We start from the raw sequence: 15854 nt of genomic DNA, 5'->3' as shown, positions 1-15854 counted from the left end.
GCACCCTTCTACATCGGACAGGCCTCCCCCCACACACTTCAACCGAGCATTGGGAGCAAGGCCAATCAAAGCCGGTGCTTACATAAGCCCTGCTTATGGGGCTTGCCGGCGAATCTCCAGGAGTCCCCAGCGACCCTGGCTGCCCAGGGCCTGCACAGACCAGCCCAGCACCTCGAGCACCTCTGTCAGGCGCGGAGCCTGCTCCACAAGAAGACCACTGAGGAGTCCACGCCCATTTGCGTTGAGGATGGATTGAAAGCCTGGCGCCAAGGCCTCGATCACCGGCGCCAGGATGTTGCAGAGCAGAAGATCAGCAGGCCTGCCATCAAGCAGAGTCTCCAAAGTTTCCAGAGACCCCTGACGGACGCTCAGTGCTTCGGAAGCAAGACCGTTGAGAGCAGCGTTATCGGAGGTGGCGCGTACGGCCAGAGAGTCGGTGTCGACTGCGATCACCTCATGGGCTCCCAGGCCGAGGGCGGCAAGACCGAGCACACCGCTGCCGCAGCCGAGGTCAGCCACCCGCAGCCCCTGTGGAGGAGCGGCTTCAAGAGCTTCCAAGCACAAGCGTGTTGTTGGGTGGCTTCCAGTACCGAAGGCACTCCCTGGATCCATCTTCAACACGAGACGCTGAGCATGCTCCTTGGGAACGCTGAGCCAGGCCGGAAGGATGAGGAGCTCGTTCCCCACAGGATCCGGCTGCCAGTGCTGCTTCCAGCTGCGGCTCCAGTCTTCATCAGCCAGCTCGTCCCATTGCGGAACAGCGAGCTGAAGGCCGAACGTTTCAGCCATCGGAGAGAGACTTCCGATCAGTTGAAGACGCTGATCTTCAGGCCATTCGTGGGCAGGAAGCCAGGCCAGAAGCGTGCGTTGATCAGGAGCCTCAGGGGCATGCTGAACCGCCACCCGGTGCAGTCCCATAGCCGTGAGCTTCCAGAGGAGAGATTCCTCCAGCTCTGGTTGCAGGGGCAGAGACAGGCGCCACCACATCACAGCGTGACGGGGTGAGCTTCCTGGATCCCATTGATGCCGTGGATCGTGGCCAGCAAGGCGGGCGGAATTGGATCGTCGATGCTCAGAACCATCACGGCATCACCGCGCACGATCCGACGCCCCACTTGCATGGACGCAATGTTCACGTTGTGCTCACCCAGCAATGAACCCAGGTGCCCGATGATCCCAGGCATATCTCGGTGGCGGGTAAACAACATGTGACGGCTTGGGGGCACGTTCACAGGGAACTCATCAATGTTGGTCACCCGCAGCTCACCATCCGCGAACACAGCCCCGGTCACGCTGTGCCCTCCCTGACCGCCTCGGGTGGACAGCTGGAGCGAACCACCGGCGAAATCGCGGCTGGCGTCATCCTTGACCTCCAGCACGTGAATGCCGCGCCCTTTGGCCTCCAGAGAGGCATTCACGTAGTTGATGCGATCGCCGAGAGCACTGGTCAGCAGACCCTTCAGCGCTGCCACCACCAGAGGCTGTGAGGGATGGAGCGCAAATTCACCCTGAAGCCTCACCTCAAGCTCTTGAACCTGCCCGCCACTGAGCTGACTCACTAGCAGTCCAAGCGTCTCAGCGAGCTGGAGATGGGGCTTGAGCCGCTCCATGATCTCCGCGCTAAGCCCGGGGATATTCACAGCGCTGCGCGCCGGAAGACCGAGCAGCACATCACGAATCTGCTCTGCCACATCCGTCGCCACATTTTCCTGGGCTTCCTCAGTGGAAGCGCCGAGGTGAGGAGTCAGGACCAATCCGCGTTCCACGGTCCTCAACGGAGAATCCTCTGCCAGCGGCTCTGAGGCATACACATCCAGTCCTGCTCCGGCGATGACTCCGTTCTCGATCGCTTCGGCCAAAGCCGCCTCATCCACAATTCCGCCTCTGGCGCAGTTCACGATGCGGGACGTGGACTTCATCGAGCGGAGCAGCTCGGCATTGACGAGGTTTTCGGTATCCGGCGTGCGGGGGATATGCAGCGTGATGTAGTCGGCCTGACGGAACAGATCCTCGAGCGTGGTGAGTCGCACCTGCATCTGCTGGGCGCGATCGGCAGAAATGAAGGGATCGAAGGCGATCACCTCCATTCCCATCGCCTTGGCGACCCGAGCCACATGGGAGCCAATCTTTCCAAGACCGACAACGCCGAGGACCTTCTTGTAAAGCTCATTTCCCACGTACTTCTTGCGGTCCCAGGCACCAGAGCGCATGGAGCCATGGGCCTGGGGCACATGGCGCGACAGTGACAGAAGCAGCGCGAGGGCATGCTCAGCCGCCGCGATTGTGTTGCCTTCGGGTGAGTTAACAACAAGCACGCCGCGCTGGGTCGCAGCGGGAACATCCACGTTGTCAACACCCACGCCAGCCCGGCCGATAATGCGCAGACGATCAGCAGCAGCGATCACATCCGCAGTCACCTGTGTGCCAGAGCGGATCATCAGGGCGTCGTATTCACCGATCACGGCCTTCAGCTCCTCGGCCGACAGGCCCGTTCGCTGATCCACCTGAGCCACCTGCCCGAGGATGTCGATCCCCGCCTGATCAATGGGGTCTGAAACGAGAACTTTGGTCATCCAGCGGCGTGAAAAAGCCGCTATCCACTCTAGAGATTGATCCGATCGCCCCATGGGGCCTTGCCGATCACCCTGCGTCGCAGACTCCTGATTCGGCCTCGAACCATGGAGAATGAGTCGGCGCACCGAGTCCGTCCATGCCCGTCTGTGTCCTGGTGCTCAATGAACGTGACGCCGCTGAAAGCCTGGTGACGTCATTGCGGGATGCAGGCACCCATCTGCTGCGGGTGGCCCTGGTGGCCCCTGACGCTGAACCCACCTCGTCCGGAGGCCTCACAGCTGAGCGCATGGACGACGTCGACCTTTTGAATCCGAGCCTGGCCAGAAACCGGCGTCAGCGTTCCATGTCGCGCTGGCTGATGCCCTTTGGTTTCCTGGCAGGAGCGACGTTTACCCAGATCACAACGCTGGACACCTTTGCCCGCTTCGGAACGATTGGCGAAGTGGTAATTGGTGGACTGCTTGGTCTTGGATCCGGTCTGATGGGCAGCTATGCCGCTGCGGCAAGCGTTCCATCTGACAATGAGGACGGGGTGCGGATTCTGCGCAACCGTCACAAAGAGAATTCGTGGCTACTCCTGCTCGAGACCAGGCCAGGCGTTGAGCTTCCCTGGACTCTCGTCCAGAAGGTCCGCCCGCAGCAGGTCGTGCGACTCAGCGAGTTATGACGCTTCCAAGAGATGCGCTCCTCGCTGTCTCCGACCATCGACCAGTGATGGCTCGGCTGCTCGATCAGGCTGAAGAGGTGCTGCGCACCTGGCAACCGAGTTGGAGTCCATTTCTCAGTGGCCCTGAACTGGAGGATGCAGGAAAGCTCGAAGCCCTCTCAGAGCTACGGATGGTGCGCGATGGAGGACGGGAAGGTGCCGAGCGCTGCCGACTTCAGCTGAGCCGCCGCGACCAGGAGACGAACTCGGAATCAGCCCCGCTATGTGGTCTCCGCCTGGAAGGCAACTTTCTCTTTGACCGCGCTGAACCCGATGACATGCGCCAAGCGCTGATGCGTCTTGATGTGAGCGCTGATGCCATCGGTGATCTCTGGCTACGGGGTGACCGGGGAGCGCAAGCCATCTGTACACCAGAAGCCGGGGAACATCTCAACGGATTGACCGGACAGGTCCGCGATGTGCCGCTTCTGCTGGAAACGGTTCCTCTCGAAGCCCTGCAGTGGCCAGCCAGACGAACCCCGCGGCTCCTTCGCAGTGTGGAGGCGTCATGCCGTCTAGATGCCATCGCCTCAGCGGGCTTCGGACTCTCCCGTTCCAAAGTGACGCGCGAGATCAAGGAAGGACGTCTCAGGCTGAATTGGGGGGCGATCCGTCAGGCCAGTCGAGACCTCAAGGTGGGCGATCAACTGCAACTTCAAGACAGAGGAAGCGTGGAGGTGCTGAGCCTGACGCTGACTAAGCGAGAGCGATGGAGAGTCGAAATGATGCGCCGATGAGCTGCTAACTTCTTTTTCACCCGGTGGACTTCGATCCAACCGATCACCGCAGATTCTCTGAAGGGTGACAATCCGGGCGATTAGCTCAGAGGTAGAGCACTACCTTGACACGGTAGGAGTCACTGGTTCGATTCCAGTATCGCCCATTTCCCTTGGCGGGAGAGGAGTTTCCTTATGTCACGGTCGGTGGTCGTGGGCCTGGGGCGTTCCGGATCAGGTGCGGCTCGGCTGCTGCAGGCTCAGGGGTACGACGTCGTCGTGCTCGAACGCGGTGATGAACCAGCGTTGCGAGACAAAGCCCATGCCCTGCGCCAACAGAACATCACCATCCAACTGGGATGCCCTCTGGAGCTCGACAGCTTCACCCCCTGGCTCGACAGTGCCGGGGAGGTGGTGATCAGTCCTGGAATTGCCTGGGATCACCACACCCTCCATGCCCTTCGTGCCCATGGCTTCCGGGTCCGAGGTGAGATGTCTGTGGCCTGGGATGCCCTCCGTGGCATCCCCTGGATTGGCATCACCGGAACCAACGGCAAAACCACGGTGACCCATCTTCTCCAGCACGTACTGGCCCATGCCGGACTGGAAGCGCCCATGGCCGGCAACGTGGGGTATTCAGCAGCCGAACTGGCGCTCGAAGTCCTGCAAGGAACCAGGCCCAAGCCCGACTGGGTGGTGATGGAGATGAGCAGCTACCAGATCGAAGCTGCTGCGGAGGTATCTCCGCGCATCGGAATCTGGACAACCCTCACTCCTGATCACCTCGAACGGCACGGAACCATCGAGGCTTACCGAGCCATCAAGCGAGGGCTCCTGGAACGTTCAGAGATCCCCGTCTTGAATGCAGATGACGCTGACATCCGCCAACACTGCGGCCACTGGTCGCGGTCCTGCATTCGCTGGGTGTCCTGCGGAGATCACAGCCCAGAGGGGGGAAACCCCCAGCTCACCGTGAACGCGCAGGGCTGGGTCAGCCGTGGCGAGCAACATCTTTTTCCTGCCGATTCCTTGCCCCTCCCCGGCGAGCACAACCGTCAGAACATGCTGTTGGTGACTGCTGCTGCTCTGGCAGCGGGGGTTTCCGCCTCGACCATCGAGGCGGCACTGCGCTGCTTCACTGGAGTACCGCACAGGCTCGAACCTCTGGGATCCGTTGGCGGCATTCCCGTGTTCAACGACAGCAAGGCCACGAATTACGACGCCGCAGCAGTGGGTTTGCGATCAGTGCAGGCGCCTGTGGTTCTCCTGGCAGGTGGTCAGACGAAGAAGGGCGATGCAGTCCCATGGTTGAAACTCATCCAGTCCCAGGTCGCAGGCGTGGTGCTGTTTGGAGAAGGAGCCGGGGAGCTCGCCGATCTGATCGAGACCTCTGGCTTCGCAGGTCCAATGATTCATTGCGCCGACCTGGACTCTGCGGTGTCGCAGGCTCTGAGCCTTGCCAGGAACTGCCAGGCCAACAGCGTGCTGCTGTCACCGGCTTGTGCGAGTTTCGACCAATACCCGAACTTCGAGGCTAGAGGCGATCATTTCCGGCAGTTAATCAATGCAGTGAAAGATCTCTAGGCTGCTGAAAACTTTCAAAAAACGTGGCCTACTGGTTGATGAAAAGTGAGCCCGATGTGTACGGGATTGACCATCTCCAACAGGAGCACTCCACCCTTTGGGATGGAATTCGCAATTACCAGGCCCGCAATTTCATGCGCACGATGGCTATCGGTGATCAGGCTTTTTTTTATCACTCGAACTGCAAACCCCCTGGAATCATTGGCCTGATGGAGGTCACCGAAACGGGTCTTATTGATCCCACCCAGTTCGATCCTTCCTCCAAATATCACGATCCAGCCTCAACACGGGAAAAGCCCCGCTGGGACTGCGTCCGCCTCGCCTACATAGGCCGTTTTCAACGCCTTTTAAGCCTCGATGAGCTACGCCAGGCTTACCAACCCGAAGAACTTGCCGTGGTGAAGCGTGGCAATCGGCTGTCGATCCTCCCTGTCGACGAGCCCATCGCTCACGATCTGCTGAAGCGACTTGGCCCTCTCCAGTGATCCTCGTCAGGCGTCCAGCTTGGAGCGCTTGCCGCTAACCACCATCATTCCGAGAGCCTGGATCGGGTTCGGGAAAGCCCCTTGGCAATGCGTCGGGCTCACCGCACTCGCCCTGATCGTCCTGACCGGTCTTGGCGTCCTGGCTCAGGATCTTCAGGAGAGCGGGAGCAAAGGTCTCGAAATGACGGGTAATGCTTTGCTACTACTGACCATCCCTGCATCCCTCGGCCCGCTGGTGTCGCTGCTGCGACTGGCCGATCAGCTTCTGCCGACGGGTGCTGGATCCGAAGCGGAGGCGAGTCCCGGCGAGAGGCGATCTCTCCGCTGGCTATTGCGCCAAACCACAGCGCTCGTACTGCTCGAGGGGGTCGTACTCATTGGTGGCTTGAATGTGACCCGCCTCCTCAGCAGACTCATTGCGTCCCACAGCGGAGTTCTATCCACAGCGGTTCTGGTCTTCGGACTCCTAGCGCTGGCGGCCTGGGCCCTCAGCCAGATCCTGGCCCTTCCTTTGCTGGTGCATCACGGGCATCGACCACTAGCGGCGATGGAGCACAGCCGGAAAATTGTTCAAGCCAACCGCATCAAGGTTCTTGCCCTGCTGGGGCTTCTTCTAGGCGTCAACCTGATTGGCCTGATGGGCGCCTGCCTGGGACTTCTGCTGAGCATTCCGCTCTCAGCCCTGCTCCTGATGGCAAGCTGCCGGACTCAGACCCCTTGGGACAGGGATTCACGCCGAAACATGCTTCCCACATAAAGGCGGGTGATCTCGCGGGACTCGACACCGTTCTGAATCAAAAAACCGGCGATTGCAGCCTGGACAAGGCGGTACTGATCCCAGTTGGGACAACGCTCAATAAACCCAACCATGGCCTGCTGCAGCGGTTGGGGCAGCTCCGTCTGAAAACTCACAACACTGGATTCAACTGAAACAGTCGACACAGCAACCGGGCTGTCAACAGTGGTCGCAACGTTGTCGATTACCTGCATCCAATTCCATTCGAATGACACTAGTTCTCCACATGAACGACACCCTGTCAAGGCATCGCGTTTTAACGAATCTCAGCAGCTCTCTTGATGAGACTTGAGCAACAGAGTGCTTTCCCAGCCAGCGATTCCCACGATCGAGACACGGCGAACCAACAACGCTCATCGTCAACCCGAAAGAACAAATTCTCAGGTGTTTTCCACAAGTCAAGACCACAACGCCATTTTCTCGGATCCTCCTGTGGAAAACCCCTGAGAGACGGTGGGAAAGCCTCGGGGAAATCAGTGGAATCCCCATTGATCAGCTCAGCTGATCAATGGGGATGTCCCACAGGGATCTCAGAGTCGCAGCCGCCGCAGCTGCCGCAGGAGCTGGCCAGAAGACCTCCACCCCCCGACTCTCGGAGTTGGCAGAGCTGAGAATCAACCGCAACGACCATGCATGGCAATCCCCCTCAAGACACCCCCACCAGGGATTGCGATCAAGCTCGAGCGTGATCTCCTCCTCCGCCATCAGCTGTCCCTGCAGCGCAGCATGGTTGTCGACAAGGTCTGAAATCAGAGAGGCCAACGCGCCGGCCTCATCTTCAGTGAGCTCTACTGCCCAGGTATCACCACCAATCAAAACGCTGAAGGGACAGCGCTGAGGATCCCTGGCCAGCCTCCAGCCAGAACCCTCCTGTTGAATCATCCCGGAAGGAGATCGGGCTGATCCTGCTCATCACTGAGCTCAACGATGGCCCGCTGTACAGGCTTCACGCTGGATTCTTCGAGCAACCCATCGAAATCGTCAAAACGACGCTGCTTGGCACGAAACGCAATGCGAACCGTGGTCAGGTAGCGGTTGCTGGACTGACGGATCAGGCTTTCTCCTCTCTTGGCGAGATCCTGATGGTCAACACCTGCCGTGAGCATGCCCTTTCCCTGTTAATCGCCAATTCTAAGTGAACATGTCGCTGTGAAATGGAATATGCATCGGGTAGCAGCGCTGAGGTCTGCCCGGCACACGCAGCACGATCTGACGCCCGAGTCCCATGGCCACAAGCGGACGACGCAGATGACTGAGCAATGCACTCACCTCTTCGAGATGACCGGCGTCAACACACTCCACGCGGATGGTGCCCCAGCTACGGGACATACGACAGTCCCGCAGGGGTTCCAGCTCTGCCTCAATCTCTGGATCTTCCCGATAAAAGGAGAACACCAGTCGACGCAACCGATCCATTACTAATCCCCGTAGCCTCGTCGTTCTTCCAACCTGCCCATGGGGATGGCGAAACCCCTCGCTGGCGAACAAAACCTTTATCTTTCCCAACGCGGAACCCTGGCGATCGATCTGGGGAACACCACCACCGTGGTGGCATTTCAAGCCTGCGATAGCCCTCACATCCAACTGCTCGACCTCGCGCCGATCAGCCGCGAATCAGGGGCAGTCCCTTCCATGCTCTGGCTTGAAGATCGCGAATCCACCGGTGCTCTCGTGGGGCGCCAAGTGATTGAAAGTGGTCTCGGCCACCGCGATGCCCCCCAGCTTCACCGGGACTTCAAGCGCTTAATTGGCCAACCGGCTCCGCCAGAATGGCGCCAGCGGCTTAGTCCTGATCAGGCGGGGGCTCGCCTGCTTCAAGAAATTTGCAAGCGTATTCCCCAGGATCTGACCATCGAGCGCCTCGTGCTCACCGCACCGGTCGAGACCGACGCGCCTTACCGGCAGTGGCTGTTGGATGCCTGTGCTCCGCTGCGGATTCCTGAAATCGCACTGGTGGATGAACCGACGGCGGCAGCCCTCGGTGCTGGGTTACCCGCTGGAGCGAAAATGCTCGTTGTTGACCTTGGTGGTGGCACGCTCGATCTGTCGCTGGTGGCTCTGGAAGGAGGCGAAGGTCGCGCCGCCCCCCTGGCGCAGCTTCTGCGATTCCGGAGCCGAAACCTCAGAGAAAGCCGCCAGACCCTCCGCCAGGCACGTGTTCTCGGCAAAGCTGGTATCAATCTGGGAGGGAGAGATCTCGACCGATGGATCCTTGACGCGCTCCAGCCGCAAGGCCTCCCATCCAGTGGGAATGGTTTAACCGCGCTTCTCGATGCGGCAGAACGGCTCAAATGCCGGCTTTCAAGCACCGAGATCAACGACGACGAAGAGCTGACGGAACTAGCCAGCAGTCCAGAGCTGGCGACCCCCACGCCCCTGCGGATGAACCGCAGGCGGTTGAGTGAACTGTTGAAGGAACGCGGACTGTTTGAACTCCTGGAGGATCTTCTTCAACGGACCCTGCGCGCTGCCGAGGTTCACGGCTGTCGCCGCAGCGACCTTCACGCTGTTGTGGTGGTGGGTGGAGGTGCACATCTTCCTCAGCTAAGGACATGGCTCACCGCCGTTATGAGCCCAATCCCACTTCGCACGCCTCCTCCGATGGAAGCTGTTGCCAGCGGAGCCCTAAGCCTCACACCAGGCGTGCAGATCCTCGATCTTCTGCAAAGGGGCATCTCATTGCGCTGCTGGGACCGGCGCAGCAACCGACATCACTGGCATCCGCTCTTTATGGCAGGCCAGCCCTGGCCATCCAGCCAACCCTTTGAGCTGGTGTTGAGTGCCAGTGCTGTCGATCAAACCACCATCGAGTTCGTGCTCGGAGAGCCTCAGCTGGACACGCGCCATGAAGTGAGACTGATCGATGGACTTCCCCAGGTTGTCGAACGCAACCCTGGAGCAGCAGAGGTCAGAGCATGCCCGTCACCTCACTACAAGCTCATGCTCAACCCTCCGGCTCAGCCTGGAGAGGATTGCCTGAAACTGCGCTTTCGCATCGATGAGCATGCCGATCTGATCATGGAGGGTGAAGATTTACGCACTGGCTCCCATCTGAACTCGATCAACCTTGGAACCATTCGGTGATACGAAAAGGGCGAAGATCGAAGCACTGGCTCCCATCTGAACTCGATCAACCTTGGACTTCTGCGCCAATGCGACAAGATGGGTTGACTCAAAAATGATTGTTCCTTGGCGCTCAGACGCCCCCTACCCCGCTTCTGGCTAATCGCCACGCTGGGTTGTGTGGCCATTCTCTGTGGCACTGCGTATTGGTGGGAGCGACAACTTCCGCAACGTCTCAGGGACGCTGCCAAAGCTGGCGACCTGGAAGCTTGCCTGCGCTACGGAGAACAATTGGCTGCGTTGCGCTGGTTAGGAAATGAGGCCCCATTGGAACAGGCTGTCTGCAGACGGCGCCAGGCACAGATCATGTGGAACGCCGGAGACACAAGCAAGGCACTGGAACTTCAAGCGCAACTTGTGAATTCAACAGTCGGCACCAAAGCCCAGCAAGCTGCCGATCGCAAGCAGCTTCAGGATTGGCGCCGTGAGGTGCGTGACAAGGCTTTGTCCCAGTTCCGTGCCGGAGACCTCGACAAGGCATTAGCCACCCTGTCAATTTTGGAGGCCAGGGGGCAACGGACTGGGGCCCAACTCAGCGACAGCTTGAAAGAGACCTGGAATCGCAATCGCATCGATCACGAGCGACTGCAGGAGCGTGTGCGGCGGCGGCAATGGTGGGAAGCCTTGAGTGCGCTGAATCAACTGGACCATCCCTGGTGGCAGCGCCATGCCCTGCCGCTCCGACGTCAGATAGAGACTGCTATCAAAGATCTTCGCGATCAGCAAAGTCATACCAGTCACGGTGATCTGCCAGATCACACCGTGGACACGGAGCGTTTGAACGCTGCCGTTGAACAACGCATTGGCGAGGGCATGGATCCCTGGAGCGCTTTCGTTGCAGGGTGTTCAGATCTAGGCGGTGTCCTCGTGGAGGAAGGGCCTGAAAGCCTCTGCAAAGCGAAGGGGCCGTGAGACAATTCGCCCCATTGGATTCGTGACTTCATGCAGCCTGGTGACAAGGTCGTCGTCGCCTCATCAGTGGTGGTCTACAACCATCCGGAACATCGGGGCACATCCTTCGATCTCCAGGGCAGTGAGGGAGAGGTGGTGACCGTGCTGACGGAATGGAAAGGGCGCCCGATCAGCCCGACCCTTCCTGTGATCGTGGCCTTCGGTCGCTACAAGGCCCATTTCCGCAGTGACGAACTTCAGGTTGCGTCCTGAGATCTGCGCAGGAAAACCCCCTCTTCACCATCCACGTCGAGCAGACGCAGTTCGATCGTTTCACTGCGACGCGTTTGAACCATTCGCCCGCAGAAATCAGGCTGGATGGGCAGTTCTCGATGCCCGCGATCCACCAGCACCAACAGCAGAACTCTGCGGGGCCGTCCCCAGGCCTGAATGGCTTCAAGGGCAGCCCTCACCGTGCGACCGGTAAAAATCACGTCATCAACGAGCACCACCTCACGCCCCTCAACACTCACGGGAAGGTCTGTGCCTGTCATCGGTCGCATAGCGACCCGCTCCAGATCGTCCCTGTGAAAAGTGGGATCCAGGGTTCCCCTTGCCACTGGGCGGCCGACCTGCTCTTCCAGCGAACGCGCTAAGACCGAGGCCAGCTGCACTCCACGGGTGGGGATCCCAAGAAGGACAAGATCATCAAGCCCTCCAACGCTCTCAAGCACTTGAGAGGCGAGGCGCATCAACGTTCTCCTCAGTTCATCGGAAGAGAGAATCTCGATTCGTTCGCCCTGAGTGCCCAACCCCATGGCTTAAGCCCCTCTAAGAGAGTCGATTTTATGCAGTTTTCACAGCGCAGAGTCCGAGAAAGCTGACCTTTCCGCTGGGTACGGTTCACCTCGGGGAGGATCTAGAGGTAGCTTGTGATTCTGGAGATGTTCTTAAGAAGGGAGTATCGCTGAGTGAACGCTGTTGATCGCCTGGCTGGACATCACAAACAGAGGTTGTCTGTTGCCCCTGTGGTCCTGGCGATCCTGGATGGTTGGGGAGATTGTGACGGCAGCGACTTCAACGCCATCCGATCCGCAGAAACTCCTGTGATGGATGCACTGAAGCATGCATACCCGAACACGTTGATCCAGGCCAGCGGCTCCCACGTGGGACTGCCTGACGGGCAAATGGGAAATTCCGAGGTCGGCCACTTGACCATCGGTGCGGGGCGAATCATCCGTCAGGAACTCGTGCGCATCGGAGATACGGTTCGCACCAATCAACTTCCAGCAGTGCCAGCACTCAGATCTCTGGCTGAGCGCTTGCGTGAGTCCGGTCGAACCCTTCACTTGTTCGGGCTCTGTTCCGATGGAGGCGTCCATAGCCACGTTGATCACCTCTGCGGCCTTCTGCGCTGGGCTGCAGCAGAAGGTATTCAGACCGTGGCTATTCATGCAATCACGGATGGACGGGACACTCCTAGACAGAGCGCACCGCGTTATATCCACGCGATTGAAGAAGCCATGCAGGCAAGCGGAATCGGTGAGATTGTCAGTCTTTGTGGTCGTTACTGGGCCATGGACCGCGACCAACGCTGGGAGAGAACCTCACGCGCCCATAGCCTGCTGACCGACCCGGAATTTCCTGTCAGCACGGAATCCCCCACCGCTGTGCTTGAGGCAAGTTACGCCGCTGGAACTACCGATGAGTTCCTCGAGCCGACGCGACTAAGCGCTTGCCATGTCCAGGAGGGGGATTCGCTACTGATGTTCAATTTCCGGCCCGACCGCGCCCGTCAGATCATTCAGAGCCTCACCCTTGAAGACTTTGAGGGCTTTTCTCGTCCACACCATCCAAAGCTAGATGTCGTCACCTTTACCCAGTACGAAAGCGGGCTACCGGTGAAGGTCGCCTTCCCTCCAGAATCCCTCGACGACCTTCTCGGCCAGGTGGTTGCTGCCGACGGGCTCAAGCAGTACCGCACGGCAGAGACCGAGAAATATCCCCATGTGACTTACTTCATGAATGGCGGCATCGAGCAGCCCCTCGAAGGTGAAGACCGCCATCTGGTTCCATCTCCGCGTGTCGCCACCTACGACCAGGCTCCAGCCATGGCAGCGGAAACACTCACAGACAGTTGCATTGCCGCGATCGAAAAGGGTGTCTATTCCCTGGTGGTCATCAACTATGCCAATCCCGACATGGTGGGGCACACAGGAGTCATGGAGGCTGCCACCAAGGCGATCGAGACCGTGGACCACTGCATTGGCCGCCTGCTTGATGCGGTGGGTCGAGCAGGAGGCACGTTAATGATCACCGCCGATCATGGCAATGCTGAATGCATGCGCGGTGATGACGGACAAGCCTGGACAGCACACACCACAAACCCTGTCCCAGTCATTCTCGTTGAAGGTGAGAAGCGCAAGATGGTCGGCATGGGCAATTCCCTGCGTTTACGCAACGAAGGGGGCCTGGCAGACATAGCCCCAACATTGCTTCAGCTGCTAGGCCTCGAAAAACCGGATGCCATGACAGGTCACAGCTTGATCGAAGCCATTGATGCGGCAGCTCCTTCAACGGCAAGATTGCCCCAACCCGTCTGACCCGAGCAGCCATAGGATCAAACCATGATTACAACCGTTCTTTCCTGGATCTGGATCAGCAGTGGGCTGCTGCTCATTCTTTTTGTTCTTCTTCACAGCCCCAAGGGTGATGGCATGGGAGGTCTGGCGGCCAGTGGCAGCTCCACATTCACGAGCTCAAGCAGCGCAGAGGCAACGCTCAACCGCATCACTTGGACCACGCTGGCAGTCTTTCTCACGTTGGCCATCATCCTCAGCGCTGGCTGGTTGAAATGATCAATCCCCGTCGATGACCTGCATCGGGTTCACCGACTCTCTGATCATGTTCACTCCACTCTCAATGGTGCGCTGTGTCGGGTTGTTCACTTTGATGATGATGAACAGTGCCCAACCAACAATCAGGCAGTTGAGCAAGACATCGAGAATGATTCCGATCGCGATGTCTCCCCCGTCATAAAGAATCACTAGGTTGTGCCAGTCCCCTCCCCGCACAAAAGAGTTGAGGGTATTGCCATTTTTCGGAAGAAGAACTCTGTGAATTCGCGCAATCAACGACGGAGGTTCATCACAAGCCAACAACTCTCTGGTATCAAAGCTCGCAGCTACACACAAAAAGACCCCCGCTGAAGCAGGGGTCTTGAGGTTGAACAGAATCGATCGCGCTCGATGAACTGATTCGTGCTGATCAGTAGTCGAAGTCGCCACCACCCATGCCGCCGCCGGCAGGTGCTGCTTCCTTCTTCTCGGGAAGATCCGCCACGATGCATTCGGTAGTGAGCACCATTCCAGCGATTGATGCCGCGTTCTGCAGACCGGAACGTGTCACCTTGGCAGGATCAACGATGCCTGCAGCAAGCATGTCGACATATTCGCCATTGGCAGCGTTGTAGCCCTCGTTGAAGGACTTGGCCTTCACGTTCTCGGCAACGACAGCACCGTTGACACCGGCATTCTCAGCGATGCGCATCAGTGGGGCGGTCAGAGCCGCAGCCACGATGTTGGCACCGATCAGTTCTTCACCGCTGAGCGTGGACGAGGCCCACTGCTCAAGGGCGGGAGCCAGATGAGCCAGGGTGGTACCGCCACCAGGAACGATGCCCTCCTCAACCGCAGCCTTGGTGGCATTGATGGCGTCTTCGAGACGAAGCTTCTTGTCCTTCATCTCAGTTTCGGTGGCTGCACCCACCTTCACCACGGCGACACCGCCAGCCAGCTTGGCCAGACGCTCCTGCAGCTTCTCCTTGTCATAGGTGGACTCGGTTTCGTCCATCTGCTTCTTGATCTGCTCGCAGCGGGCCTTCACGGCCACTTCATTGCCCTCAGCAACGATCGTGGTGGTGTCCTTGTTGATCGTCACGCGGCGGGCAGTGCCCAGCATCTCGATCTTGGCGTTCTCGAGCTTGAGGCCGGCGTCCTCAGTAATCAGCTGACCGTTGGTCAACACAGCCATGTCTTCGAGCATGGCCTTACGGCGGTCACCGAAGCCAGGAGCCTTCACGGCAGCCACGTTCAGCACACCACGAAGACGGTTCACCACCAGGGTGGCCAGAGCTTCCTTCTCGATGTCCTCAGCAATGATCAGCAGAGGCTTGCCAGTGCGGGCAATCTGTTCCAGCACCGGAACAAGATCCTGCACCAGGCCGATCTTCTTATCGGTGAGCAGGATGTAGGGCTCATCCAGCACCGCTTCCATGCGCTCGGTGTCGGTGGCGAAGTAGGGAGAGATATAACCCTTGTCGAAACGCATGCCCTCGGTGACCTCCAGTTCGGTGGTCATCGACTTGCCCTCCTCCAGGGAGATCACGCCTTCCTTACCGACCTTGTCCATGGCGTCGGCGATCATCCGACCCACTTCCTCATCGTTACCAGCGGAGATGGTGCCCACCTGAGCGATGGCGTTGCTGTCGCTGATCGGGTTGGCCTTGTTTTTGATCTCGGCCACGAGGAAATCGGAGGCCTTATCGATGCCTTTCTTCAGCGTGATGGCATTAGCGCCAGCAGCCACATTGCGCAAACCGGCCTTCACCATGGCGTGGGCCAGGACAGTGGCGGTGGTGGTGCCGTCACCGGCAGCGTCGTTCGTTTTGGAGGCGGCCTGACGGATCAGAGCAACACCTGTGTTCTCGATGTGATCCTCGAGCTCGATCTCTTTGGCGATGGTGACACCGTCATTGATGATCTGAGGGGCGCCGAACTTCTTTTCCAACACCACGTTGCGACCTTTAGGGCCGAGGGTGACGGCAACGGATTCAGCCAGGATGTCGATGCCTTTCTCGAGAGCGCGGCGTGCGTTCTCGTTGTAGATGATGCGCTTAGCCATGGGAGGCGATGTTTAAAGAGTTGGAGTGATGATCAGCTTGTCTGGATCGCAGCTTCAAGGGCTGAAGGCGATTCCAT

The 15854-nt window shown here is 59.0% G+C and carries 19 protein-coding genes and 1 tRNA gene; 11 read left to right on the top strand and 9 right to left on the bottom strand.

Translation table 11 applies throughout. From position 1 onward, the window contains the following. Positions 1–93 precede the first annotated feature (93 nt). Both prmA and serA read right to left on the bottom strand, forming a co-directional pair. Complete coding sequence (prmA, locus tag WH7805_RS11805) at positions 94–987, bottom strand: 50S ribosomal protein L11 methyltransferase (RefSeq protein ID WP_006043344.1); 894 nt, start codon at positions 985–987, stop codon at positions 94–96. Then, positions 987–2573: a phosphoglycerate dehydrogenase gene (serA, locus tag WH7805_RS11800; RefSeq protein ID WP_006043343.1), complete on the bottom strand. Its 1587-nt coding sequence runs from the start codon at positions 2571–2573 to the stop codon at positions 987–989. The genes prmA and serA overlap by 1 nt, the downstream gene beginning before the upstream one ends. A 137-nt stretch (positions 2574–2710) precedes the next feature. On the opposite strand from serA, the gene WH7805_RS11795 reads away from it, so the two are divergent. The 6 genes from WH7805_RS11795 (at position 2711) to WH7805_RS11770 (ending at position 6822) form a co-directional block, all read left to right on the top strand. Next, positions 2711–3241, top strand: coding sequence for a hypothetical protein (locus WH7805_RS11795; RefSeq protein WP_006043342.1), 531 nt, complete (start codon positions 2711–2713; stop codon positions 3239–3241). Continuing rightward, positions 3238–4017 (top strand): photosystem II S4 domain protein, encoded by a 780-nt coding sequence (locus WH7805_RS11790; RefSeq protein WP_006043341.1) that lies wholly within the window; start codon positions 3238–3240, stop codon positions 4015–4017. The genes WH7805_RS11795 and WH7805_RS11790 overlap by 4 nt, the downstream gene beginning before the upstream one ends. Positions 4018–4091: 74 nt before the next feature. Then, positions 4092–4163: transfer RNA gene (locus WH7805_RS11785), tRNA-Val, on the top strand. Positions 4164–4191: 28 nt separating this feature from the next. Further along, the gene (gene murD / locus WH7805_RS11780; protein ID WP_006043340.1) at positions 4192–5580 is read left to right on the top strand and encodes a UDP-N-acetylmuramoyl-L-alanine--D-glutamate ligase; all 1389 of its coding nucleotides are present in this window, start codon (positions 4192–4194) and stop codon (positions 5578–5580) included. Between the two features lie 38 nt (positions 5581–5618). After that, on the top strand, positions 5619–6065 hold the full coding sequence (locus WH7805_RS11775; protein ID WP_038005458.1) for an EVE domain-containing protein: 447 nt from the start codon (positions 5619–5621) through the stop codon (positions 6063–6065). After that, positions 6049–6822 carry a hypothetical protein gene (locus tag WH7805_RS11770; RefSeq protein ID WP_006043338.1) on the top strand — a complete coding sequence of 258 codons (774 nt, stop codon included), beginning with the start codon at positions 6049–6051 and terminating at the stop codon, positions 6820–6822. The genes WH7805_RS11775 and WH7805_RS11770 overlap by 17 nt, the downstream gene beginning before the upstream one ends. Here WH7805_RS11770 and WH7805_RS11765 read toward each other — a convergent pair. The 4 genes from WH7805_RS11765 to WH7805_RS11750 all read right to left on the bottom strand — a co-directional run bounded on the left by WH7805_RS11765 (position 6774) and on the right by WH7805_RS11750 (position 8277). Continuing rightward, the gene (locus WH7805_RS11765; protein WP_038004706.1) at positions 6774–7055 is read right to left on the bottom strand and encodes a DUF2811 domain-containing protein; all 282 of its coding nucleotides are present in this window, start codon (positions 7053–7055) and stop codon (positions 6774–6776) included. The genes WH7805_RS11770 and WH7805_RS11765 overlap by 49 nt on opposite strands. Before the next feature lie 298 nt (positions 7056–7353). Beyond that, entirely contained in the window at positions 7354–7743 is a 390-nt protein-coding gene (locus WH7805_RS11760) for a DUF1818 family protein (RefSeq protein WP_006043335.1), read from the bottom strand. Continuing rightward, positions 7740–7967: a DNA-directed RNA polymerase subunit omega gene (locus WH7805_RS11755; protein ID WP_006043334.1), complete on the bottom strand. Its 228-nt coding sequence runs from the start codon at positions 7965–7967 to the stop codon at positions 7740–7742. The genes WH7805_RS11760 and WH7805_RS11755 overlap by 4 nt, the downstream gene beginning before the upstream one ends. Before the next feature lie 25 nt (positions 7968–7992). Next, complete coding sequence (locus WH7805_RS11750) at positions 7993–8277, bottom strand: hypothetical protein (RefSeq protein ID WP_006043333.1); 285 nt, start codon at positions 8275–8277, stop codon at positions 7993–7995. Between the two features lie 39 nt (positions 8278–8316). On the opposite strand from WH7805_RS11750, the gene WH7805_RS11745 reads away from it, so the two are divergent. From WH7805_RS11745 to WH7805_RS11735, 3 genes are all read left to right on the top strand, one after another. Continuing rightward, the gene (locus WH7805_RS11745; RefSeq protein WP_006043332.1) at positions 8317–9945 is read left to right on the top strand and encodes an Hsp70 family protein; all 1629 of its coding nucleotides are present in this window, start codon (positions 8317–8319) and stop codon (positions 9943–9945) included. Between the two features lie 105 nt (positions 9946–10050). Next, entirely contained in the window at positions 10051–10896 is an 846-nt protein-coding gene (locus WH7805_RS11740) for a hypothetical protein (RefSeq protein ID WP_006043331.1), read from the top strand. Between the two features lie 30 nt (positions 10897–10926). Further along, positions 10927–11148 (top strand): ferredoxin-thioredoxin reductase variable chain, encoded by a 222-nt coding sequence (locus WH7805_RS11735; protein ID WP_006043330.1) that lies wholly within the window; start codon positions 10927–10929, stop codon positions 11146–11148. Here the strand turns inward: WH7805_RS11735 and pyrR are convergent. Continuing rightward, positions 11133–11693 carry a bifunctional pyr operon transcriptional regulator/uracil phosphoribosyltransferase PyrR gene (gene pyrR, locus WH7805_RS11730; protein ID WP_006043329.1) on the bottom strand — a complete coding sequence of 187 codons (561 nt, stop codon included), beginning with the start codon at positions 11691–11693 and terminating at the stop codon, positions 11133–11135. The genes WH7805_RS11735 and pyrR overlap by 16 nt on opposite strands. 153 nt (positions 11694–11846) lie before the next feature. Here pyrR and gpmI point away from each other — a divergent pair, with 153 nt between their 5' ends. Beyond that, on the top strand, positions 11847–13478 hold the full coding sequence (gene gpmI, locus WH7805_RS11725) for a 2,3-bisphosphoglycerate-independent phosphoglycerate mutase (protein WP_006043328.1): 1632 nt from the start codon (positions 11847–11849) through the stop codon (positions 13476–13478). A gap of 24 nt (positions 13479–13502) precedes the next feature. Continuing rightward, on the top strand, positions 13503–13733 hold the full coding sequence (secG, locus tag WH7805_RS11720; RefSeq protein WP_006043327.1) for a preprotein translocase subunit SecG: 231 nt from the start codon (positions 13503–13505) through the stop codon (positions 13731–13733). Here the strand turns inward: secG and WH7805_RS11715 are convergent, their stop codons facing one another. Both WH7805_RS11715 and groL read right to left on the bottom strand, forming a co-directional pair. Continuing rightward, complete coding sequence (locus WH7805_RS11715; RefSeq protein ID WP_232199007.1) at positions 13734–14009, bottom strand: hypothetical protein; 276 nt, start codon at positions 14007–14009, stop codon at positions 13734–13736. A 133-nt stretch (positions 14010–14142) separates the two neighbouring features. Beyond that, positions 14143–15777, bottom strand: a complete 1635-nt coding sequence (gene groL, locus WH7805_RS11710; protein ID WP_006043325.1) for a chaperonin GroEL — start codon at positions 15775–15777, stop codon at positions 14143–14145. Between the last annotated feature and the right edge of the window lie 77 nt (positions 15778–15854).

It is taken from the genome of Synechococcus sp. WH 7805 (assembly GCF_000153285.1).
In the GTDB taxonomy this organism is placed as follows: domain Bacteria; phylum Cyanobacteriota; class Cyanobacteriia; order PCC-6307; family Cyanobiaceae; genus Synechococcus_C.
This window is presented reverse-complemented; position numbering and strand designations above follow the sequence as displayed.

Coding starts and splice junctions, on each gene's coding strand:
- WH7805_RS11765 (WP_038004706.1), bottom strand. CDS start 7,055: ATGCAGGTAATCGACAACGTTGCGACCACTGTTGACAGCCCGGTTGCT.
- WH7805_RS11750 (WP_006043333.1), bottom strand. CDS start 8,277: ATGGATCGGTTGCGTCGACTGGTGTTCTCCTTTTATCGGGAAGATCCA.
- serA (WP_006043343.1), bottom strand. CDS start 2,573: ATGACCAAAGTTCTCGTTTCAGACCCCATTGATCAGGCGGGGATCGAC.
- pyrR (WP_006043329.1), bottom strand. CDS start 11,693: ATGGGGTTGGGCACTCAGGGCGAACGAATCGAGATTCTCTCTTCCGAT.
- WH7805_RS11735 (WP_006043330.1), top strand. CDS start 10,927: ATGCAGCCTGGTGACAAGGTCGTCGTCGCCTCATCAGTGGTGGTCTAC.
- groL (WP_006043325.1), bottom strand. CDS start 15,777: ATGGCTAAGCGCATCATCTACAACGAGAACGCACGCCGCGCTCTCGAG.
- WH7805_RS11790 (WP_006043341.1), top strand. CDS start 3,238: ATGACGCTTCCAAGAGATGCGCTCCTCGCTGTCTCCGACCATCGACCA.
- WH7805_RS11775 (WP_038005458.1), top strand. CDS start 5,619: ATGAAAAGTGAGCCCGATGTGTACGGGATTGACCATCTCCAACAGGAG.
- WH7805_RS11745 (WP_006043332.1), top strand. CDS start 8,317: ATGGGGATGGCGAAACCCCTCGCTGGCGAACAAAACCTTTATCTTTCC.
- WH7805_RS11760 (WP_006043335.1), bottom strand. CDS start 7,743: ATGATTCAACAGGAGGGTTCTGGCTGGAGGCTGGCCAGGGATCCTCAG.
- prmA (WP_006043344.1), bottom strand. CDS start 987: ATGTGGTGGCGCCTGTCTCTGCCCCTGCAACCAGAGCTGGAGGAATCT.
- WH7805_RS11755 (WP_006043334.1), bottom strand. CDS start 7,967: ATGCTCACGGCAGGTGTTGACCATCAGGATCTCGCCAAGAGAGGAGAA.
- murD (WP_006043340.1), top strand. CDS start 4,192: ATGTCACGGTCGGTGGTCGTGGGCCTGGGGCGTTCCGGATCAGGTGCG.
- secG (WP_006043327.1), top strand. CDS start 13,503: ATGATTACAACCGTTCTTTCCTGGATCTGGATCAGCAGTGGGCTGCTG.
- WH7805_RS11795 (WP_006043342.1), top strand. CDS start 2,711: ATGCCCGTCTGTGTCCTGGTGCTCAATGAACGTGACGCCGCTGAAAGC.